Source organism: uncultured Stenotrophomonas sp. (assembly GCF_913778665.1).
Lineage (GTDB): Bacteria > Pseudomonadota > Gammaproteobacteria > Xanthomonadales > Xanthomonadaceae > Stenotrophomonas.
Window position 1 is genome coordinate 203,091 of sequence record NZ_CAJYVQ010000011.1, and the last position, 20,870, is coordinate 223,960.

Here is a 20,870-nt window from a genome sequence, read left to right on the forward strand (position 1 = left end):
TCACCTGCCCGAAGGAGAACACCGAATGACCCAAGTCTACGCCGCCGTAAGATCCGGCACCCATTGGTTGATTGCCCAGAAGCGCGCCACCAACAACTGGTGGAGCGCCATCGCCGCACCCATCCTGGTGATTGAAGCCGCAGTCCTGCTCAATACAGCGCTCACTGCGCCGGAAAGAAGACCCCCCATCGTGGCTGCCATCAACCTGCTGGTGAACGCCCATGTCGCAGCGCGGACTGCGTGGAGTAAAACGCCCGAAAAAGCCACTGCCATTGCCGCGGTGGCGGCCGCGGTCGGCGATGTCCAGACGGCGCTGGGCCTCGATAGCGTCGAGGCACTGCAGAATGCCATACCTTCGGTACTGACGGCCGTTGACCGTGCGTCGCAGGCCGCTGGGTTTGCAGGCCGTCGGATACTCCCCACGCCGCCCATCACGGTCTGGCCGGATGCGGCTCTTGCCGGGCGCATTACCACGGCCCAGCAAGCGCTGGAGAAATGGGCCTCTGAACAACCGCAGGCAACGGTCAACCAGGCCGGACAATGGGCCCTGCCCGGTGGCGCGATGGGAGATGGCGAGTCTGCCGAAGCAGCAGCCCGGCGTGAATTCTTCGAGGAAACCGGGGTGGCGCTGGACCCGCTGTTTGTCATGCAACGTTCGGTTGCGTTCGGCTACCGCCCGGGCCGTGTAGCGTTCTACCTGGCCTGCTTTGCAGCGCCGCCCGATATCGATCTGGATGAGCTGGCCGCACGCCTCAACCTGAATCTGGCACCGCGTCCCGAATGGATGGGACGCCCGGCGTCGAAATCGGTGGTGGACTGGGAACTGTCGCGCCTGCAGGTCGTGGCGCAGGCCGATATCTGCTCCCTCCTGGGCGTGCGCCAGCCGGTGGAACCCGCACCGGTAGGCCGCACGGAGTCGCAGAGCATCGACTGGTATGCCGCAATCGCGCGCTACATCGAGGGCCTGCCCGCAGAGTGAGACTGAGACTGCGCGTGACGGGCCGCGCGGGGACCGATGCGCAATCGTCGAAATACCTTGCCGACCAGCAATCAGCCCGTATCACGGCTCCGATCTTCACACCATTTTCCCCGCATTCTCCGTCGATTCCACCAATCCGCCAGCAGCGCTTCTTTCTACTCTGCATCCACGGTGACGCACAGGCAGTTCGGCATCACGCACCGTGACACTGGATACCACGCACTTCCACCTTTTCGCAGGAGCAGGACATGGCATTTCCAACCGCGGTAAACGACCAGATCACCGATTCAGTCACCCAGGCCAACACCAAGGTTCTGGGCGATGCGCCGGCGGTGGCGGTCGGCAATCTGTACCAGGCCACTGCCCAGGCGCTGGCCAACGCCGCCCACAACGCCACCAACGCCCAACAGCAGTCCTACGTGACCGCGCAGTCGGCCACCACCATGGGCGTGGCAACGCTGTACTCGATCGATACCGCCACCACCGCGGTGGCCAGCAAGGAAATTCTCAGCACCCGCGTCCGCGGCCTGGGTTCCTGATCCGTCGTTCCGTAGCTGACCCGCCAACCCCAAGGAGCATCACATGGCATTCCCGACCGCTGTCAACGACCAGATCACCGATTCGGTCACCCAGGCCAATACCAAAGTGCTGGGCGACGCCCCCGCCGTGGCGATGGGCAACCTGTACCAGGCCACCGCGCAGGCGCTGGCCAACGCCGCGCACAACGCCACCAACGCCCAGCAGCAGTCCTACGTGACCGCGCAGGCCGCCACCACCATGGGCGTGGCCACGCTGTACTCCATCGATACGGCCACTACCGGCGTGGCCACCAAGCAAATCCTCGGCGCGTGATGCGCGGGCAGGCAAGGAGCTGAGCCATGGCATTTCCCACGTCCGTCAACGACCAGATCACCGATTCGGTCAGCCAGGCCAACCTGCAGGTGCTGGGAGTGGCACCGGCCACGGCCATGGGCACGCTGTGCCAGGCCACCGCGCAGGCGCTGGCCAATGCGGCCCACAACGCGACGCTCGCCCAGCAGCAGATGTATGTCACCGCCCAAGCCGCGACCACGATGGGCGTCGCCCTGCTCTACGCCGTCGATACCGGCGCCACCGGCGCCGCAACCCGGAAGATTCTCGGCTGAGTCCGCTAGCCGCCGGCAATCTCCGTTCCTGTAGTGCTGTCCACCCAAGGAGCATTCACCATGGCTTTTCCCACCGCCGTCAACAGTCAGATCACCGACTCGGTCTCGCAGGTCAACACCAAGGTCCTCGGTGATGCGCCGGCGATCGCAATGGGCAACCTGTTCGTGGCCACCAGCCAGGCGCTGTCCAATGCCGCGCACAACGCCACCAACAACCAGCAGCAGTCCTACGTGACCATGCAGGCGTCGACCACCCAGGGGGTGTCCACGCTGTATGCGATCGACACCGCCTCCAATGGCGTAGCCACCCGCGAAATCCTGGGTCTGCGCTGACGTGTCGGCCCGGCGTGACGTCCACTACCGCGCCCCCGCCCCCTGTGGCGTCACGCCGGGCCCCTGACCGATGCCGGCATCGCCTGCCACCGGTTATCTGCTGGACGCTGCGAGCGCCGGCGCCGGGCTGGCGATCGCGCTGGCACCCTCGTTCGCCATGTCGGCCACCTACCTCGCCATGGCCGACAGTCTCGGCCTGGCCATGCAGAACGCCGTCGCCAACCAGCAACGCGGCCAGGTGACCGCCGGCGCAAGCCTGGCCCAGGTCCTGGCCCTGATCATCCAGAAGGGAGCCGTTCCGTCATGAGCAGTGATAACACCGTCAACAGCCAGATCGTCGACAGCGTCGCCGCCGCCTCCACCCTGTTGGTCGGCCAGGCGCCGGCGCAGGCCTTCGGCATGCTCGACATGGTGATGCTGGAGACGCTGGGCACGGCCATGCACAATGCGGTCGCGCGCCAGCAGGGCGCCGGCATGGTCAGCTCGGCAGCGGTTACTGCCGCCTGCGCGAAGATGATCAACGCGCCGTGGCCGGTGCCACCGCCGGCCCCGCCACCGCCCACGCCACCGCCACCGAACGTGATCCCGCTGCCCGGCCCGGTGCCGGCCCCACCTGCGCCAGCGGCCGTGATCGCCGCGGCCACCGCAGAAGGAAAGACCGCCATCAGCGTCCTGCAGGCACAGACCCACGGTGCCACTGCCGACGCTGCGGCCGCCACCGCCAGCCTGCATACGCTCGAACAGCTCGCAGGCAACGGCGCGGCGCAAGCGCCCGGTCCTGCGCCCGACTCCACGCCTGGTCCGGAACCGGCAGCGGGTCCCGCCCAGGACCCCACGCCCGACTCTCCCTCCACCCCGGCCGCCGACGGTACCGACCCGGCGTCGTGACCCGGTAGCAGCGGCCGCCCGCCGCACCCGCCCATCAAGGAGCCCGTATGGACCCGAGCAACGTCAACGCCCAGGTCATCGATGTGATCAACCAGGTGCAGACGGCCACCATGGCCACGACCGTGGTGAAGACCAGTGGTGCCGGCAAGGCCTACCAGTCGGTCGCGCAGTCGGCGGCGATCGCCGTGCAGGACGCCGCCGACGCGCTGCGCAACGTCTCCACCATCGCCACTACCGCTGCCGGTGTGGCCATGGCCCAGTACCTGGCGACGGGGGACGAAAAGTATGCGAAGGTACTCACGCAGGCGCAGACCATGATGCAGGGTGCCACCGACGATTTCACCCGCGTCGGCAGTGCTGCCGCGACCGTCCTCAAGGATTTTCCGGCCACGTGAGGCCGACAGGAGAGCAACGCATGAGCGTTTTCATTGACGGTCGTTCCATTCCCCACCCCGGTCAGCTCGGTTCACGCACCCGGCGCGTGCTGTCCTTCGTCGACGGCGGCCAGTACTGGCTGCAGTGGGCCATCGATTCGCACGAGCACCGCTACGCCTTCAGCGACGAAGGCATGATGCTCGACGATGTGCAGCAGGGTCTGCATGGTTCGCGCATGACCTGGCTGCCGAACGCCGGCGTGCAGGTCAGCCCGGTCAAGCTGCTCAGCCTGAACAATGACGAGCTGGACGCATTGCGCCAGCTCGAAGCGGGCCAGCCCAGCAACCTGCTGAGCCATGAGGTGCAGGGTGTGCTGGCCCGCCACAGCCTGCTCAGCAATCAGGCACTGGGCGCCTACCGCGCCTTCCTCGTCGCGGTCGGCGCCGGCGATGCACCGCTGCTGCAACAGCTGGACTTCCGCGAGTCGCTGGCACTGTGGGAGCTGGCCAGCGAACAGGGCGGCCCGGGCCGCGCCTCCGAGACGCTGGCCGAGGCAGCCCGCTTCGCGTTGCTGCACGCACGCAGGCCGATCGAGTTCGCCGACTACTTCCGTTTCTACCAGCGCTCACAGCCCACCGGCTCCAGCAGCGCGTTGCGCCTTGAACGTGCAACCCATGCCCTGCAGACGCTGTTGCCGATGCTGTTCGGCTACCTCGACGGCCCCCAGCTCCCGCACCTGCCGTCGCCCGACCAGGTGCGCGCGGCAATTGCCGAGACCTTGGCGGCGAACCGCCAGATCGGCTACGCCCGCATCTCGTTGGCTGCGCAGCAGGTCGCCCAGTTCATGAACGATGGCAGCGGCGCCCCCCTGGACGGCGAGCACCTGCGAGATGCTGCGCGCCGGCAGCTGCGCAGCGCACAGGAGTTCCTCAACAGTCACCCGGTCTCGCACGGCCGGCTTGGCCAGGATGGTGCCAGTGTCCTGTTCGCCATCGATGGCTCGAAGGAACAGGCGGTCATCCAGGTGGAGGACAACGTCATTACGCTGCTCGACTACCGGCGCATCCGTCGTTTCGCCGAGGATGAGGCCGAGATCGGCTACCAGGCGGATGCGGTGTGAGCCGCGAACGCCTCGCCGCCGGACCTGATCAAGAGCTGCAGGCGGCCCCGGCAGCACTGGCATTGGCTGCCGTCGTTGCCGAGCGCGTAGCCGCACGGCAGCAGGCCCGACAGATCGTGGCCGATGCCCAGGCGGCATTGCGCCACAGCCTCGGGGACCGCCGCGGCGGTCCCTCATCCCTAGACCCAGAAGGAGTTCCTGCAATGACCTTCCCGATTCCGCGCTCTCCGTTCCCAACGATGGAACACCCCGGTGGCAAGACCCCCATGCAGATCGCGCAGGAGCTGGCCGATGCGGCAATGGCCGCCAGCGAGGAGGGCATCCGCGCGGCAATGGCGGCGGCGGAGAAGGCGATCGAGGCCGCCAACGAAGCGGCACGGCTTGCCGACGAGGCCGCCGCAGAGGCCGTGCGACGGGCCGCCGAAGCGAACGCCAAATAGCGTCCGCTGCGGCGGTAGCCCACTCCGGCCAGGCCCGTGCCTGCGCCGGAGTTCTTCATTGCTCCGGCGTGCGGCGATAACTGCGCGGGCTGACCCCGACCACGCGCCGGAAACTCTTCTCGAAATGGCTCAGGTCACCGAAGCCGACTTGCAAGGCGACATCGGTGATGCGCAGGCGTTGGCCGCCACGCAGCAGCTGCTTGGCGTGCTCAATGCGCAGCTGCTGCAGGAGCAGCTTGAAGGTGGTGCCCAGTTCGCTGCGGAAGAGGAAGCCCAGGTGTGATTGGCTGACATGCGCCTGGCGGGCCAGGTCACCCAGCGTCACCGGTTCGGCGGTGTGATCCTTCAGGTAGGCCAGCGCACGTTTCAGACCCTCGTGCAGGCCCTCGCGTGATGCAACCGCGGGGTCCGCCGCAGCCGGTTCCGGCACCGGCATCGGCACGCTCGGCAGTGGGTCGTCCGCATGCGGCAGCGGCACCCCGGTGCAGGCAGGGTCATTGCCGGCAGGAACGCCGGACAGCTTCAATCCCGGTGCATGGCGCAGCAGGTCTTCGCGATGGATGTTGCGGCCCCCTGTCATCACCGCAAGACGGACTACCACACGCTCCATCTCCAGAAGGTTGCCCGGCCAGTCATGGCTGCGCAGCGCTTGCAGAACGTCTTCGCTGATGACCTGCGGATTGAACCCATGCAACTGCAGCGAGCGCGCCACCAGCGCATCGATGTCTTCACTGCGCTCACGCAGCGGTGGAACGTCCACGGTCAGGAACTCCAGCCCGGCCAGCAGTGCGCGCGAAAACTGGCGTTCGCGCACCCGCTGCTCCAGGTCGGCGCTGGTCGAGGCGATGACCCGGATCGCACGCGCGGAACCGGCGTCGACCGACGCTGACTGCAGGCTGCGCATGCAATGCGAGAGTTGCGCCTGCAGCGGCACCGGAAGTTCGTCCACCTCATGGAAGTACACGGTGCCGCCACGGGCCCGGTCGAACCAGTCTGCGGGTCCTTCCTGCGGATGGCCGCAGTTGACCTCGACGAACGGTCCGCGTCGGCGCGGCCCGCAACTGTGCAGGGCGGCGGCCAGCTCCATCTTCTCGGTGCCGAACTCCCCACGCAGCAGCACAGGCAGTCGGCTGGCGGCAGCGCGCTCGACGAATTCCTCCATCCGCTTCAGCGCGTCGCAAGCGCCCACCAGCAGCAACGACCGGCTGAGTGCCTGCTCCGCCCAGGCCTGCGCCTCGTAGCGCTTGATCAGGTGCGCGCAACGGTGCGCGAACACCTCGCCCAGCGCCAGCGCACTGCTGTCCAGATCACCGGCGTCACCTTCCAGTTGCAGTTCACCCAGAACTTCGCCGCCATAGCGGATCGGCAGGCGCTGGCTGTTGCCGCGCGCACGCACGCCGGACCCGTCGCGGCCTGCCTCCGCCACGCTGGCGCCGGCACCGCGCAGATGGACGCGACCTCCGCGCAACGCCTGGTGCTGCGAGAACTCCTTGACGAACGCGCCCAGCAGATCGGTCAAGGACCGATACGGTTGATAGGCGCGCTGCAACATCTCACTGACTTGCCTGTGCATTGAAACTCCCCTTGCGAATGGCGCCCCGGCGCTGCTGCACCAGGCGATCGCGCAATGCCTAGCGTCTGGCTTCATTGCGTGATACTGCGATGCCTACGCCGCGCTGCGCACCATCCGCTGCACACACAGATCAACGCGCACGCTGTCCGCCCCATGGCCCCAGGGGGTTGCCGTCGGTGGGTCGTCGATGCGGACGTCAGACGGATCCAGATTCCGCCAGCGCCTTTACAGCGCCAGCGCTTCCAATTATCGAATCCGAGTTTCAAGAGAAACATGATGATAATCACGTGAATATCCCTGGCATCCGCCCTTCTTCACGCCCGACACGGTGCTGCGGCGAGAGGAAACACACGTTTTCACACGCTCCGGCGCCACCCAGCGACTCCTGCGCAGCGCGCAGCATTCCGCTCCTGTCCTGCAGCCAGAACGGATCACATAATCCCGCCAACCAAGGAGATCAAATACATGGAACACACCACCCCGGCGGCCCCGAAGAACTATCTGATGTGGGCGATCCTGAGCATCTTCGGTGGCTTCTGGCCCTTCGGCATCGTCGCCACGGTCTACGCCAACCGCACCTCCTCGCTACTCGCCGCCGGCCAGATCGGCCCGCCACGGTGGCATCGCGCAAGGCGCTGCGCTGGATGACTGCCTCCTTCGTTACACAGCCGCTATGCGTCCTGTTGCTGGTGGGCTGCGCACTGATCCTGCGCGCGCGCACCTGAGCCACACGGCGCCCATATGCGGCATGATGGGCGCCCTGTCCAGATCTGGAGTCGGCCATGCCCGTTGGATTCATCGGCCTGGGCGTGATGGGAACACCGATGGCTGCGCATCTGGCGCGTGCCGGCCACAGCGTGAGTGGCTGGTCGCGCTCCGGCCGCAACCATGCCGCCGCGCGCGCCGCCGGCATCGACGTCTGCGACGCAGTGGACGAAGTATTCGCGGACTGCGAGACGCTCATCCTGATGCTGGCCAATGACGATGCCATCGACAGCGTGCTCGATCGGCGTGGCGCGGCGTTCGCCGCGCGGGTCGAGGGCCGCCTGCTCATCAACATGGGGACCAGCTCGGCAGCGTACTCACAGACGCTGGCCGCACAGATCCTTGCCGCGGGTGGCCGCTACGTGGAAGCGCCGGTGTCTGGCTCACGCGTGCAGGCCGAAGCGGCGCAGCTGGTGATCCTGCTGGCCGGTACCGACGACGATCTCGCCGTGGCCGCACCGCTGCTGGCACCGATGGGCCGGCAGACGGTGAGCTGCGGCAGCGTGCCGTCGGCGTTGCGCATGAAGCTGGCGGTCAACCTGTACCTCATCACGCTCGTCACCGGCCTGGCCGAAGCCGTGCACTTCGCCGAGGCCCATGGCATTGAACTGGAACGCTTCGCGCAGGTGCTCAATGCGGGGCCGATGGCCAGCGACGTGTCGCGGATCAAGCTGGACAAGATGGCCCGGAGCGACTTTTCAGTGCAGGCATCTATCACCGACGTGCACAAGAACAGCGCGCTGGTGGCCGACGCCGCACGCGAGGTCGGCATGCATGCACCGCTGATCAACGCCAGTGATGCGCTGTTCGCCCAGGCGCAGCGCGCCGGGCTGGGCGCGCTGGACATGGCGGCCGTGCTGCAAGCGGTGCGTGCCGGTCCCGACCACGCCTGACCGGGATTCATCTGCCGGCACTCCTGGCGTCCCCGGCCGCTGCTATATTCAGCGCAGGTGGGCAGGCATGGTGCCTGTCCTCGAATCACAGGGAGTTGGACATGGGTCTGGTACAGGCGGTCAAGGGTGCGGTTGGCGGCGTTCTCGCCGACCAGTGGAAGGACTTCTACACCGTGCCGGCGGGCCTGCCGTCCACCGCCGCCCTGTTCGCGGCGGTACCGCAGGGCACCAATGCCGGCCGCGGTTCCAACACCAGCGGCTCCTCCAACATCATCAGCAATGGCTCGAAGATCGTCGTGCCGGAAGGCTACGGCCTGCTGCTGTTCCAGGATGGCGCAATCACCGCCTTCGTCGCCGAGCCGGGTGGCTACGAGTGGCGTTCGGACGATCTGAATTCGCAGTCGATCTTCGCCGGTGACGGCCTGGTCAGCACCTTCATCAAGCAGAGCTGGGAACGTTTCAAGTTTGGCGGCCAGCCCGGCTCGCAGCAGGCTGCGTACTTCGTATCGTTGAAGGAGCTGCCGGACAACCGCTTCGGTACCCAGTCGGAGATCTACTGGGACGACGGTTTCCTCAATACGCAGGTCGGCGCGGTCACCCGTGGCTCGTACACGCTGAAGATCGTCGACCCGATCCTGTTCGTGAAAAACTTCGTGCCGGCCAGCTATCTGCGTCCGGGCCAGGTGTTCGATTTCACCGATCTGGACAACGCTGCCGCCAGCCAGCTGTTCAATGAAGTGGTCGGTTCACTTGCCCCGGCCTTCAGCCTGTATACCAACGATCCGGGCAAGGGCAACCGCATCACCAAGCTGCAGCAGGATTCGCTGGGCTTCGCGCAGAGCCTGTCGGCCGCGGTCGAACAGGCGTACCAGTGGAAATCCGATCGCGGCCTGGCCATCGTCAAGACCGCCATCGTCTCCATCGAGTACGACGCCAACACCCGCGAACTGCTGAAGACCGTGCAGCGCGCCGATGCGCTGTCGGGTTCGCGTGGCAATTCCAACCTGCAGGCCAGCGTCGCCCAGGGCATCCAGTCGGCCGGCGAGAACGGCGGTGCGGCGGGCCTGGTGGGCGTCGGCATGGCCTCGGGCATGTTCGGTGCCGGCGGCATGCAGCAGCCGGTGGCGCCGGCCGCGGATGACCCGGTGGCCAAGCTGAAGAAGGCCAAGGAAATGCTGGACCTGGGCCTGATCACCCAGAGCGACTATGACGCGCTGAAGGCCAAGGCACTAGGCCTGTAACCGGCAGGAACTACCACCCACATGTCCGATCCTCGAAACGGCCCACCGCCGCTGCCCGGATCCGCTCCCGCGACGCCGCCGCCCTTGCCGGCGGCGTCGTTGAATGGACCGGGTTCGCCGCAGGACGTCCCTCCCCTGCCCGGCAGCTTCCCGCTGGACACCTCGAAACTGCCACAGGCCATCCGCGATGAAGTGGAAGCGCCCGATCCTGTGGCCATCGACACCTCGGCCAGCGAGCTGAAGGACGGCCTCAACCGTTGCCCGAAGTGCGGCGCCACCGACATCCGGCCAAAGGCCGGTACCGACATCCTGGTCTGCCTGTACTGCCGTCACGAATGGCATGGCGCGCGGGTCGAGGAAGAATTCGGGCTGGGCGAAGCTATCGACCAGCTGCGCGGCACCATCATTGCCTCTGGCGCACGTGACATCGATGCCGACACCTCGGCACTGATGACGTTCAAATGCACCGGGTGCGGCGCCGAAGTCACGGTCAATACCGAGAGTACGATGACGGCGCGCTGCCACTGGTGCCGCCACGTGTTCGGCGTCAACGAGCAGATCAGCAACGGCGCCGTGCCCGATGCAGTGCTGCCCTTCCATATCAGGAAGGACGACGCGGTCGCGCGCATCCGCCAGTTCGTCGACAAGCGCCGCATGTTCGCGCTGAAGGCGTTCAAGGACCAGTTCACCCCGGAAAACGTGGTGGGCGTGTTCCTGCCCTACATGATCGTCGACAGCAATGTCAGCGCGGCGGTGGCCGGCAAGGGCGAGATCAAGACGCGTGAATACACCGTGGGCAGCGAGAAGAACAAGCGCACCCTGTACGACGCCGATGTCTACCAGGTCGAACGCCAGGTCGACTTCACCGTCGATGACCTGCCGCTGGAATCCTCGGCCGAGCGCGGGAATCTCGATACCCGCGCCAATACCAACAACATCATCAACACCATCCTGCCGTTCGATACCAAGAACGCGGTGAAATGGAACGCCTCGTACCTGGCCGGATTCACCTCTGAGAAGCGCAACCTCGACGTGGAAACGTTGCGGCCACGGCTGGAAGACCAGCTCCTGTCGATCGCCCGCGCGCAAGTGGAAGGTTCAGTGAGGCGTTACAACCGTGGCGTGCGCTGGGAGCAGGAGCAACTGGAGGTGCATGGCACGCGCTGGGTGTCGATGTACCTGCCGGTGTGGTTGTATTCGTACCATCAGCCCGGCAAGAACGGCGGCATGCTGCACTACATCGCAGTGAACGGCCGTACCGGCGAAACCATGGGCAGCGTGCCCGTGCAGCAATGGAAGATGCTGCTGGCGGCCCTGGCCACCGGCACCGTCATTGAAGCCCTCGCAATTGCCTTCCTGGTGGCATCGACATGAGTGATGACAGTGGCCTCTGGCTGTTGGCGGCAGGCCCGGCCGGCGCAACCGCGCTGTACTGGGCGCTGTACCGGTATTACCGCAACACCGACAAATCGCACTCCTTCGAGCACGAGACCGCCATCGAGGCCAAGCCGGTCACCGGCTCGGACCAGCAGGTGGGCCGTGTCACCGGCACCGAGGAGAAGCGTATCGGCGGTGACAATGTGTACGAGTACCGGAAGCGGGTGGTGCGGGTAAAGCCCGACCCGTAGCGCCAGGCCCTGCGTTGCTGCCCGTACTGCCGGCCGCGGGTTGCCATGCCTTCTCTGGACGTCAAGGAGGAGCCGGCCAGCGGCCGGCACTCCCCCTCAGCTTACCCCGCTGCTCCTGGCAGGGCTGCACGAGGCGCACCCTCACACCGCCTTCCGCCCCGCCGGTTCGATACTCGCGCGGTCCACCCTTTCGAGGATGCTGCGATGGCTGCCGTGCTCGCCCGTACCTGCTTGTTCGCGCTGTGCTGCCTGGCTCCGCCCGCCTTCGCCCAGGACGCCTCGTTCGGCTTCGCTGAACAGACCACCCGCACCGACCAGACCACGCAATCCGGCAGCACCCAGACCCAGAGCACTGGCGCGGTGTCCACCCAGACCACCACCAGCGGCCGCTCGCAGTCCGAGTCCCGCAGCGAAAGCAAAGAGATCGACGTGGGCTTAGGCGTCCACGACAACGGCGACTGGGACCCTGACCGCCGGCGCGATGAACGCGATGTGCGCGACAGCGATCTGTTCGGCAGCTGGACGCTCGGCCAGGAGAACGGCAGCGCCTGCACCATCGAGCTGAAGAACATCGCATGGTTCGGCGGCTACAGTGCCTATGTGCCTGCCGGCTGCCCGGATGGCTTCTTCTCGGCCAACCGCTGGGTGCTGTCGGGCAACCAGCTGCTGCTGACTGACACCCGCAACACCGTGTTCGGACGTTTCCGCGCGTCCGGAGGTGGGCGTTGGTCGGGGTCCCGCGACTCGGATGGAGCGCGGCTGTATCTCAATCCCAAGGGGCGTTGACCGCGACGTGCACACGATGGGCACGGGCCGACCGCGAAGATCAGCGTCCTTCGTGCCTCGTAGCTGACATGTCCGCGCCCACCGGTTCCCGCCTGGTCATCTATGCCGCACTCGCCGGCAACCTGGCCATTGCCATCGCCAAGTTCATCGCGGCCGGTATCTCCGGCAGCTCGGCCATGCTCAGTGAGGGCGTGCATTCGCTGGTCGACACATTGAATGAACTTCTGCTGCTGTACGGGCTGCGCCGTGCCGGCAAGGCGCCGGATTCCCTGCATCCGTTCGGCTATGGCCGCGAGCTGTACTTCTGGAGCTTCATCGTCGCCCTGCTGGTGTTCGCGGCCGGTGCCGGCGTGTCGGCCTACGAGGGGATCCAGCACATCCGTCGGCCGGAACCGGCCAGCAACCACGCGCTGAGCTACAGCGTACTGGGCATTTCCATCCTGTTCGAGGGTGCTTCCTGGTGGGTGGCGCTGCGGGAGTTCCGGCGTACCAAGGGCAAACTCGGCTACTTCGAAGCCTTCCGCCGCAGCAAGGACCCGTCCACCTTCACCGTATTGCTGGAGGACAGTGCCGCCCTTCTCGGCCTGGGCTTCGCGCTGATCGGGCTGCTTGCCGCCCAGCTGCTGGAAATGCCGGTGCTTGATGGCGTTGCGTCACTGTGCATCGCCGGCGTGTTGGCTGCAACCGCCTTCCTTCTGGCCCGTGAAACCAAGGGCCTGTTGGTTGGAGAGCCTGCCCACCCTGCAGTGGCCGAGCGGATCATGGCGGTGGCCGAAACCGATCCGGACTTGCGTCGCGCGAACGGCGTGACCACCATGCAGATGGGGCCGGAACAGGTCGTGGCCATGCTCAGCGCCGAGTTCGAGGACGATCGGCAGACCCCGCAGATTGAAGCCTGCATCACCCGCATCGAAACGGCGGTGAAGCGGGAATATCCGGAACTGGTTGCGCTGTTCATCAAGCCGCAGACGCCCGAGGTCTATGCCGCCCGGCGCGCCGCCCTGGCCGCGCCGCCTGTGCCGGAATGACGCTGCGTCTGCGCCCGTTTCACCTGTCCAATGCGACAGTGCCACCAACGTTTAGCCGAGCCTGCCTCTGCCGTGCCGGATTGGTTGCCTGACTCTCTTCAGATCCTCCCGCGCAGCTTCTACCGGCGCCCGCCCGTCGTGGTCGCGCCCGAGCTGCTCAACAAACTCCTGGTCCGTCACGATGGCCGAACGGGTCGCATCGTTGAAGTGGAAGCGTACGCGGGCAGCGTCGATCCGGCGGCGCACTCCTATCGTGGGCAGACGCCGCGCACGGCCAGCATGTTCGGTGAGGCTGGCCACCTGTATGTCTACTTCACCTACGGCATGCACTGGGGCAGCAACGTGGTCTGCGGCGAAACTGGCGAAGGCGTGGCCGTCCTGCTGCGCGCCACCGAGCCCTTGGCGGGGCTGGAGCGAATGCGCGAACTGCGACCGGCGGCTCGGCGTGACCATGATCTGGCCAGCGGCCCCGGCAAGCTGTCACAGGCCTTCGGGCTGGACCGCAGCTTCGATGGCGCAGACCTGGTGACCGGCAGCCACGGCATTGTCATTGCCAGCGATGGCGTGCCGCCTCCGGCGGAACCGGTGGTGGGCCCTCGCATCGGCATCACGCGCGCCGTCGATTTTCCCTGGCGATGGCACATACGTGACAATCGTCACGTATCGACCCCGCCACGTCGTACTCCCGCCCCTGCGAGGAAAGGATGATGACCCCGCTCGACAAACCACTGCGCCGCGAACTGGACATCGAGGGCCGGCCCTATACCCTCACCGTGGCCCCTGATGGCTTCAAGCTGGTTGAGAAGGGGCGACGCAAGGGCATCGCACTGCGCTGGCAGGATCTGGTATCCGGGGACGCTGCGCTGGCGACCGCACTGCAGGCATCGCTAAGGGAACGCTGATCGGTGCGATCACCTCACATCGGCATCACTCCGCCGTGGCGATACATAACGCCTCGCGCACTAGCGTAGCGTTGGACAGCCGCCGCAACCGCCCTCGCCACCCAGCCCTGAAAAGCGCCATGGACGAAGCCGAACGTCTGCTCGAGATCGAACGACTGCACCTGCTGGATACCCCCCCTGAGCCGGTGTTCGATGCCATCGTCGCCGCCGCCCGCGCCGCGACCGGCATGACCATGGGCCTGATCACCGTGGTGGCCGAAGACCGCCAGTGGTTCAAGGCCAATATCGGGCTGGAGGGCGTCACCGAAACGGCCCGCGAGATCTCCTTCTGCACGCATGCAATCCGCCACGACGAGCTGTTCGAGATACCCAATGCTCGACAGGACCCCCGCTTCTCGACCAATCCCCTGGTGACCGCCGGGCCGCGCATCCAGCACTACGCCGGCATCCCACTGCGCTCGGGCCATGGTGCACGGATTGGCACGCTGTGCCTGCTCGACCCGATGCCCGGCGTGCTGTCTCCCTCCCAACGCGAACTGATGGTTCACCTGGCGCGGGTCACTACCCAGGTACTGGAACAGCGCAGCACCCTGATGGCGCAGGTCGGCCAGGCCAAGGCGCTGCATCGCGAGCTGAAACGCAGCGAAGATTTTCTGGAGCGCACCAACCGAGCCGCCCGGGTGGGCGGCTGGGAGATGGATCTGGTCACCAGCGAAGTGCGCTGGACCCGCGAGACCAAGCAGCTGCACGGCGTGCGCAGCAACTTCGAACCCACGTTGGAGACCGCGCTTTCGTTCTATCGCGAGGACAGCCGCAATATCATCCAAGCGGCGGTACAGCGTTGCATCGACGAGGGGACCTCCTGGGAAGTACAGCTGCCGATGACCACCGCCGACGGGCGCGCGATCTGGACCCGGGTAGTCGGCAGCCGGCAACAGGTCGACGGCCATCCGCGCCTGGTCGGGGCGATCCAGGACATTACTGACGAGCGAGCCGCGCTCGACGCGCTGGAAGCGAGCGAGACCCGCTACCGGCGACTGTTCCACTACAGCCTGGGCCTGATCTGCACCCACACGCTGGACGGGACATTGACTTCGGTGAATCCGGCGGCCGTGCAGTCGCTGGGCTTCGAGGAAAGCCAGATCATCGGGCGCAGCCTGTGTGACCTGATGCCGCCGGAAAAACGCGAGGGCTTCAAGGCCTACCTCGCTCGGATCCAGGCAAACCACACCGACGCTGGCATGATCGAGCTGATTGCCGCCGATGGTACGCGCCACTACTGGGCGTACCACAACGTGCTCGACAGCGAGGCCAGCCCGCCCTACGTACTCGGGCATGCACAGGACGTCACCGCGCTGAGGATGCAGGAGCAGCAGCTGCGCGAAATGTCCTTCAAGGATCCGCTCACGCAGTGCTACAACCGGCGTTACCTGCACCGGCTGGATGAACTGATTGATGAGCGGTGGGCCTGCGTGATGTTCGATCTGGACCACTTCAAGCACATCAACGATACCCAGGGCCACCGCCGCGGCGACGCCGTCCTGGTCGAGTTCGCCACCTTCCTGCGCTCGCCGCTGGGCAATGAGGAGACCGTGGTGCGGCTGGGCGGCGACGAATTCATGGTGGTACTTGTCGCACCCGCGAATGGCCGGTTGAGCGAACTGGAGCACTGGTACCAGGACCACGCGGCACTGTCGCCCAGCGCCTTCTCGATGGGTGCAGCCATCAATGAGCCCGGTGAACCCGTGGCCGACACCATCCAGAAAGCGGATAGCCACCTCTACCGGACCCGCGCGCGCGTGCGCCGCGAGCGGCGCGAGGGCCCTGCCGTGCGTTGATCACGCCGCCCGCACCGTCACCCACGTCGGCGCGTGGTCGCTGGCCTTTTCCTGCAGGCGCACCCAGCGGTCGACGCCTGCGTCCTTCAGCCGCTCCGTCAGTACGGGATTCAACAGCAGATGATCGATACGCACCCCACGATCGCGCTGGGCATGTTGGCGGAAGTAGTCCCAGAAGGTGTAGATCGTGGCGTCGCCGTGCACCTTCCGCACCGCATCGGTCCAGCCCTGTGCGAGCAGCCGCGAGAAGGCATCGCGGACCTCGGGCTGGAACAGGGCATCTCGGCGCCACGCCTTCGGGTCGTAGACGTCGGCACCGGTTGGAATCACATTGAAATCGCCCAGCAGCAATGCCGGGTGCGGCAGATCGACCAGGCTGCGCGCATGCCGGATCAGGCGCTCCATCCAGCGCAGCTTGTAGTCGAACTTGAGCCCAGGCTGCGGGTTGCCATTGGGCAGGTAGAGGGCACCCACGATGATCCCGTGCACCGCTGCCTCCAGGTAGCGGCTCTGCGTGTCCCCGGGCTCACCTGGCAATCGGCGGCGACTCTCAACCGGCGTGGTCCCTCGGGCCAGCAGCGCCACGCCGTTCCAGCGCGCCTCACCTTGCCAGAGCGCACCGTACCCAGCCTCCTCCAACGACGCAACTGGAAACGCGGCGTCGGTCGCCTTCAGTTCCTGCAGGGCAACCACGTCCGGCGATTCCCTGTGCAGCCAGTCCAGAAGCTGCGGCAGGCGTGTGCCGATACCGTTGACGTTGAACGTGGCGATACGAAGCGTCTTGCGCCGGGCCATGCAGGAAGCCTCCTCTGCGCCGGAAACGGGCATTCACTGTGCGCGCCCGCGCATGCAGAATCCGTGGATGCCCTGTCACGATAGGGTGCCGGTGGTTTCACGAACCGATGCCAAGCGCGGCAGCAGGCCGGTCACCCGTGAACAGTGCCGGAGAAGCCCCAAGAGGGTGCATCCGCTGCGCGCGATCTACCAGCTCGCCCCCTATCTGTTCCGCGACAGGTACCGCCTCGGCTGGGGAACCCTGGATGGCATCACGGAAAAGCTGGACTGTCTGCAATGGCTCGGCATCAGCCATGTCTGGCTGCTGCCGTTCCACTGCAACGCCGGCCGTGATGGTGGCTACGATGTCACCGATCACTACCGTATCGATCCCCACTCGGACGACGACGCCGCGATTCAGAGCTGGTCGATGCTGCCGACGCACGCGGCATCGGCATCATCGTCGAACGGGCGACGCAGCACACTGCCAGCGCGCACCCGTGGTTCGTCGCTGCACAGCAGGACGGCCCGCCATGACGCCGCTGGTACCTGTGGCGCGACCACCTGCCTGACGACGACCTGCAGCCGATGTTTCCACCGATCGAGGCCTCGGTCTGGACATGGGATGCCGGGGCCGGCGCGTTCAACCGGCACATGTTCCACCGGCAAGAGCCGGGCCTGTCACTGGACCATGCGCCAGTAGGGGATGAACTGCTGCGGTTGATGGCGTTCTGGCTGCGGCACGGCTCGACTGGCTTCTGCCTGAACGTGGTTCCGTACATGGTCGAGCGCTCCCTACTCCGCCGCCAATGCCTGGATAGGGTCCAGTTGTGCAGCGCTGCGCGCCGGGAAGTAGCCGAAACCGAGCCCGATGGCGGACGAACATGCCAGCGCAGCGAGCACCGGCCCGGCACTGAACAGGAACGGCACACCCAGCGACAGCAGGCTGGACAGCGCCCCCACACCGAATGCGAACAGCACGCCCAGCACGCCACCGAACAGGCAGATCAACACCGCCTCGATCAGGAACTGGCGCAGGATGTCGCCCTGGCGCGCGCCCACCGCCAGGCGCACGCCAATCTCGCGCACGCGCTCCTTCACCGATACCAGCATGATGTTCATCACGCCTACGCCGCCCACCACCAGCGCCACCGCCGCAATGGCAGACACCAGCGCGGCCAGGGTCTGGCTGGACTTCATCACCGCCTTGCGGATCTGGTCGGCGTTGTAAATGAAGAAATCGCGACGCCCGTGTAGGCGTTGCAGCTCCGCGCCCAGCGAGGCCTCGGCGGCGTTGGTCGGCACGTTGTCGCGTACTCGCACGGTAATGCTCTCCAGGCGCTGACTGCCCAGCAGCCGCGAGGCCGCCGAGGTGTACGGCATGTAGACCGTGGGCGTCGCGCCACCGGCAAAGGCATTGGGCCCCACCACACCGATCACGTCCACCGGCATGCCCCCCAACAGCAGCGTGCTGCCGATCGGATTACCAGGGAACAGTGCCTTGGCCGCCTTCTGGTCGACAATGCCCACCGCGCGATGCGCAACCACCTCGTCCTCGCTGAAGAAGCGGCCTGCCTTCAACCGCAGCCCGCGAACGCGCGGAAGATCCGCGCCGACGCCCAGCACCTGCGCCGTGGCACGCCGGCCGCCCTGCAGCGCCGCCACCGAGCCGCTCAGGTTGGGGCTGACACTGTCCACATAGCTCAGTGCGGCCAGGTGATCGGCATCGGCCACCACCAGTGTTTCGATTTCCACCGAGCGTGGGTCACCGAAATCGGAGCCCGGATAGATGTCCAGCGTGCTGGCGCCCAGCTCGTTGAGCTGCGACTCGACCTGCGCCTGAGCGCCCTTCCCCAGCGCCACCACGGTCACCACTGCGGCCACGCCGATGATGATGCCGAGCATGGTCAGCAGCGTGCGCAGGCGATGGGCCAGCATCGAGCGCACCGCCATGCGGATCGCCTCACGCATGGCGTCAATGCGCGCACGGCGCTCGGCAACCACAGGGGCAGCAGACGCCGCTGCCACTGTACGCTGCGCAACCGGCGCGCGTCCCGCGTTGTGGTCGGCGACCACGCGTCCATCGGCAATCTCGACCACACGCAATGCGTGGGCGGCGATCGCAGCATCGTGGGTCACCAGGATCACGGTATGGCCCTGCCCGTGCAGGCGCTTCAACTCAGCCATCACCTGCGTGCCGCTGGCATGGTCCAGGGCACCGGTGGGCTCATCGGCCAGCACGACGGCGCCGCCATTCATCAGCGAACGCGCGATGGACACGCGTTGCTGCTGGCCACCCGACAGCTGGCTCGGCCGGTTCGTGGTCCGCTCGCCCAGTCCCAGTCTTTCCAGCAGCAGGCGCGCCCGCGCGGTGCGCACGCCGGCGTCCACCCCGGCATAGACGGCGGGCAACGCCACGTTCTCGGTGGCGCTCAGGCTCTCCATCAGGTTGTAACGCTGGAAGATGAAACCAAAGTGCTCGCGGCGCAGCTGCGCGAGATCGTCGGGCGACATCTGTTCGGTCGCTACGCCCCCCACGCGATAGCTGCCCTCGGTCGGCCGGTCCAGGCAGCCCAGGATGTTCATCAGCGTAGACTTGCCCGAACCCGACGGACCGACAATGGCGATGAACTCGCCGGCCTCGATGCGCAGCGTGACCTGCTTCAGCACTACCACCTCACCGGCGGCCGAGCCATGGGCGCGCGAAACCCCGCGCAGTTCAAGCAGTGCGTCGGCCATGCTCACATCCCCAGCAGGCTGGCGGGCTCGGCACCGCTGTCGCTGGCGGCATGCCCGACTACCACGTTCTCGCCGGCTTTGAGGCCCGACAGGATCTGCACGGCGGTGGCAGTGCGCAGGCCGGTGGTCACCGCGCGCTCGCGCGTGCGGCCCTTGGTATCCACTACCTGCACGGTTGCGCGGTTGCCCTGCCTGTCGTCCGTTCCGGCCAGCGCGGTGAGAGGCACCTGCAGTGCGTTGGCCGCGCGCGCCAGCTGGATGGTAACTTTCACCGTCATCGACGGCTTCAACGCCAGGCCCGGGTTGGCCACGTCGAACAGCCCGGCGTAGTACACCGCCTTGGGCGTCTGTGCCGATCCTCCACTGTTGCCGTTGGCCACTTCAGCAATCGACGACGGCGCCGGTTCAAGCTGCTGGAGCCGGGCGTCGTAGTGGCGCCCGCTTGGCCCCAGCGTCGAGAACCACAGCGGTTGTCCCGGCGTCACCAGTTCCACGTCGGCCTCGGCGATCTCGGCGCGCACGGTCATCGTGTCCAGCTGCGCCAGCATCACGATGGTCGGCGTGGTCTGCATTGAGTTCAGCGTCTGCCCGGCCTTTGTGACAATCGCAACGATGTAGCCGTCAGTGGGCGACACGATGCGGGTGTAGCCCAGATTGATCCGTGCGGTCTCCACCTGGGTCACCGCCTGGTCGATCTGCGCCTGCAGCGCGGCCACGTCTGCACGGGCAGCATCGCGGGCCACCCGTGCGGTCTCAAAAGCTTCCTGCGAGACCAGCCGCGACGCCACCAGCTGCGACTGCCGCTCGAAAACACGGCTGGCCTGCGCGTAGCGGGCCTGGCTGGCCACGTGCTGGGCACGCAGCGTACTGGTGGCGGCCTCGGCACTGCGCAGCGCGATGCGCTGCGGCTGCGAATCCACCTCGGCGATCAGGTCGCCGGCCTTCACGTGCTGGCCCAGCATCACATGCAGTCGCTTGACCTGCCCGGAAACCTGCGCGCCCACCGCCACCAGTTCCTTCGGATTGACCCGGCCCACCGCCTGCACGGTCTTCTCCAGATCGGCCACGCGTGCCGGCGCGGTGATCAGCGCTGCCTCGTCGGCGCCACTCAATGCCCAACCGCCAGCGACGCCCGCACCTATGGCCATGGTTGCGGCAATTACCCAGATCCTGTGGTTGTTCATCCAGATGTCCGGCTCGTGCGGTCGCCCGGTGCGGCCGCCAATACTGCAGTCTGGAGCGCCCGTATGGACGTTTGCTGGAGCCAGCATGGATATTTCGTGGAGGCGGCAGCGCCATTCAGGCAGGCGCGCCCCAGCTGAACGCCGAGGCGCGCGTCCATGGAATCTCGACACAATCTCAACCGAGTCTCCATCAATGGGCATTAGCCTCGTCGGCCTCGCCGACTGGCCGCCACCCGCAT

The 20,870-nt window shown here is 66.5% G+C and carries 25 protein-coding genes; 21 read left to right on the top strand and 4 right to left on the bottom strand.

From position 1 onward, the window contains the following. Nucleotides 1-25 precede the first annotated feature (25 nt). From QZ853_RS16200 to QZ853_RS16245, 10 genes are all read left to right on the top strand, one after another. The gene (locus tag QZ853_RS16200; protein ID WP_295575333.1) at nucleotides 26-979 is read left to right on the top strand and encodes an NUDIX domain-containing protein; all 954 of its coding nucleotides are present in this window, start codon (nucleotides 26-28) and stop codon (nucleotides 977-979) included. A gap of 248 nt (nucleotides 980-1,227) precedes the next feature. After that, a complete protein-coding gene (locus QZ853_RS16205) occupies nucleotides 1,228-1,518 on the top strand; it encodes a RebB family R body protein (protein ID WP_005416648.1) in 291 nt (96 codons plus the stop codon). Between the two features lie 43 nt (nucleotides 1,519-1,561). Beyond that, the gene (locus tag QZ853_RS16210; protein ID WP_005416649.1) at nucleotides 1,562-1,831 is read left to right on the top strand and encodes a RebB family R body protein; all 270 of its coding nucleotides are present in this window, start codon (nucleotides 1,562-1,564) and stop codon (nucleotides 1,829-1,831) included. A 26-nt stretch (nucleotides 1,832-1,857) separates the two neighbouring features. Continuing rightward, the gene (locus QZ853_RS16215) at nucleotides 1,858-2,124 is read left to right on the top strand and encodes a RebB family R body protein (RefSeq protein WP_295575336.1); all 267 of its coding nucleotides are present in this window, start codon (nucleotides 1,858-1,860) and stop codon (nucleotides 2,122-2,124) included. A gap of 60 nt (nucleotides 2,125-2,184) precedes the next feature. Beyond that, complete coding sequence (locus QZ853_RS16220; RefSeq protein WP_005416651.1) at nucleotides 2,185-2,457, top strand: RebB family R body protein; 273 nt, start codon at nucleotides 2,185-2,187, stop codon at nucleotides 2,455-2,457. 70 nt (nucleotides 2,458-2,527) lie between these two features. Further along, nucleotides 2,528-2,764, top strand: coding sequence for a RebB family R body protein (locus QZ853_RS16225; protein WP_295575339.1), 237 nt, complete (start codon nucleotides 2,528-2,530; stop codon nucleotides 2,762-2,764). After that, nucleotides 2,761-3,345, top strand: a complete 585-nt coding sequence (locus tag QZ853_RS16230) for a RebB family R body protein (RefSeq protein ID WP_295575342.1) — start codon at nucleotides 2,761-2,763, stop codon at nucleotides 3,343-3,345. The genes QZ853_RS16225 and QZ853_RS16230 overlap by 4 nt, the downstream gene beginning before the upstream one ends. A 47-nt stretch (nucleotides 3,346-3,392) precedes the next feature. Next, nucleotides 3,393-3,740 carry a hypothetical protein gene (locus tag QZ853_RS16235; protein WP_295575345.1) on the top strand — a complete coding sequence of 116 codons (348 nt, stop codon included), beginning with the start codon at nucleotides 3,393-3,395 and terminating at the stop codon, nucleotides 3,738-3,740. Nucleotides 3,741-3,760: 20 nt separating this feature from the next. Next, entirely contained in the window at nucleotides 3,761-4,840 is a 1,080-nt protein-coding gene (locus QZ853_RS16240; protein ID WP_295575347.1) for a hypothetical protein, read from the top strand. Beyond that, nucleotides 4,837-5,280, top strand: coding sequence for a hypothetical protein (locus tag QZ853_RS16245; RefSeq protein ID WP_295575350.1), 444 nt, complete (start codon nucleotides 4,837-4,839; stop codon nucleotides 5,278-5,280). The genes QZ853_RS16240 and QZ853_RS16245 overlap by 4 nt, the downstream gene beginning before the upstream one ends. Before the next feature lie 55 nt (nucleotides 5,281-5,335). Here the strand turns inward: QZ853_RS16245 and QZ853_RS16250 are convergent, their stop codons facing one another. Beyond that, nucleotides 5,336-6,799 carry a helix-turn-helix domain-containing protein gene (locus tag QZ853_RS16250; RefSeq protein WP_295575352.1) on the bottom strand — a complete coding sequence of 488 codons (1,464 nt, stop codon included), beginning with the start codon at nucleotides 6,797-6,799 and terminating at the stop codon, nucleotides 5,336-5,338. A 519-nt stretch (nucleotides 6,800-7,318) separates the two neighbouring features. On the opposite strand from QZ853_RS16250, the gene QZ853_RS16255 reads away from it, so the two are divergent. The 10 genes from QZ853_RS16255 (at nucleotide 7,319) to QZ853_RS16300 (ending at nucleotide 15,934) form a co-directional block, all read left to right on the top strand. Then, nucleotides 7,319-7,501 carry a CD225/dispanin family protein gene (locus tag QZ853_RS16255; protein WP_295575354.1) on the top strand — a complete coding sequence of 61 codons (183 nt, stop codon included), beginning with the start codon at nucleotides 7,319-7,321 and terminating at the stop codon, nucleotides 7,499-7,501. Nucleotides 7,502-7,635: 134 nt separating this feature from the next. After that, entirely contained in the window at nucleotides 7,636-8,511 is an 876-nt protein-coding gene (locus QZ853_RS16260; RefSeq protein WP_295575356.1) for an NAD(P)-dependent oxidoreductase, read from the top strand. 101 nt (nucleotides 8,512-8,612) lie between these two features. Beyond that, nucleotides 8,613-9,752, top strand: coding sequence for an SPFH domain-containing protein (locus tag QZ853_RS16265; RefSeq protein ID WP_295575359.1), 1,140 nt, complete (start codon nucleotides 8,613-8,615; stop codon nucleotides 9,750-9,752). Nucleotides 9,753-9,773: 21 nt separating this feature from the next. Beyond that, the gene (locus QZ853_RS16270; RefSeq protein WP_295575362.1) at nucleotides 9,774-11,126 is read left to right on the top strand and encodes a TFIIB-type zinc ribbon-containing protein; all 1,353 of its coding nucleotides are present in this window, start codon (nucleotides 9,774-9,776) and stop codon (nucleotides 11,124-11,126) included. Continuing rightward, complete coding sequence (locus QZ853_RS16275; RefSeq protein WP_295575367.1) at nucleotides 11,123-11,380, top strand: hypothetical protein; 258 nt, start codon at nucleotides 11,123-11,125, stop codon at nucleotides 11,378-11,380. Before QZ853_RS16270 ends, QZ853_RS16275 begins: the two co-directional genes overlap by 4 nt. A gap of 204 nt (nucleotides 11,381-11,584) precedes the next feature. Then, nucleotides 11,585-12,166, top strand: coding sequence for an AprI/Inh family metalloprotease inhibitor (locus QZ853_RS16280; RefSeq protein ID WP_295575369.1), 582 nt, complete (start codon nucleotides 11,585-11,587; stop codon nucleotides 12,164-12,166). Nucleotides 12,167-12,234: 68 nt separating this feature from the next. Continuing rightward, nucleotides 12,235-13,194 carry a cation diffusion facilitator family transporter gene (locus QZ853_RS16285; RefSeq protein ID WP_295575372.1) on the top strand — a complete coding sequence of 320 codons (960 nt, stop codon included), beginning with the start codon at nucleotides 12,235-12,237 and terminating at the stop codon, nucleotides 13,192-13,194. Nucleotides 13,195-13,266: 72 nt separating this feature from the next. Continuing rightward, nucleotides 13,267-13,902: a DNA-3-methyladenine glycosylase gene (locus QZ853_RS16290; protein WP_295575374.1), complete on the top strand. Its 636-nt coding sequence runs from the start codon at nucleotides 13,267-13,269 to the stop codon at nucleotides 13,900-13,902. Beyond that, on the top strand, nucleotides 13,902-14,096 hold the full coding sequence (locus QZ853_RS16295; RefSeq protein WP_295575376.1) for a hypothetical protein: 195 nt from the start codon (nucleotides 13,902-13,904) through the stop codon (nucleotides 14,094-14,096). The genes QZ853_RS16290 and QZ853_RS16295 overlap by 1 nt, the downstream gene beginning before the upstream one ends. A 119-nt stretch (nucleotides 14,097-14,215) precedes the next feature. Continuing rightward, nucleotides 14,216-15,934: a diguanylate cyclase gene (locus QZ853_RS16300; protein ID WP_295575378.1), complete on the top strand. Its 1,719-nt coding sequence runs from the start codon at nucleotides 14,216-14,218 to the stop codon at nucleotides 15,932-15,934. Here the strand turns inward: QZ853_RS16300 and xth are convergent, their stop codons facing one another. Further along, the gene (gene xth / locus QZ853_RS16305; RefSeq protein ID WP_295576300.1) at nucleotides 15,935-16,729 is read right to left on the bottom strand and encodes an exodeoxyribonuclease III; all 795 of its coding nucleotides are present in this window, start codon (nucleotides 16,727-16,729) and stop codon (nucleotides 15,935-15,937) included. 166 nt (nucleotides 16,730-16,895) lie between these two features. Between xth and QZ853_RS16310 the strand changes: the two genes are divergently transcribed. Then, nucleotides 16,896-17,411 (top strand): alpha-amylase family glycosyl hydrolase, encoded by a 516-nt coding sequence (locus QZ853_RS16310; protein ID WP_295575381.1) that lies wholly within the window; start codon nucleotides 16,896-16,898, stop codon nucleotides 17,409-17,411. 92 nt (nucleotides 17,412-17,503) lie between these two features. Here QZ853_RS16310 and QZ853_RS16315 read toward each other — a convergent pair whose 3' ends face one another. Together QZ853_RS16315 and QZ853_RS16320 are read right to left on the bottom strand one after the other, a co-directional pair. Next, nucleotides 17,504-19,447 carry a MacB family efflux pump subunit gene (locus tag QZ853_RS16315; protein ID WP_295575383.1) on the bottom strand — a complete coding sequence of 648 codons (1,944 nt, stop codon included), beginning with the start codon at nucleotides 19,445-19,447 and terminating at the stop codon, nucleotides 17,504-17,506. 2 nt (nucleotides 19,448-19,449) lie between these two features. Then, entirely contained in the window at nucleotides 19,450-20,631 is a 1,182-nt protein-coding gene (locus tag QZ853_RS16320) for an efflux RND transporter periplasmic adaptor subunit (RefSeq protein WP_295575385.1), read from the bottom strand. Between the last annotated feature and the right edge of the window lie 239 nt (nucleotides 20,632-20,870).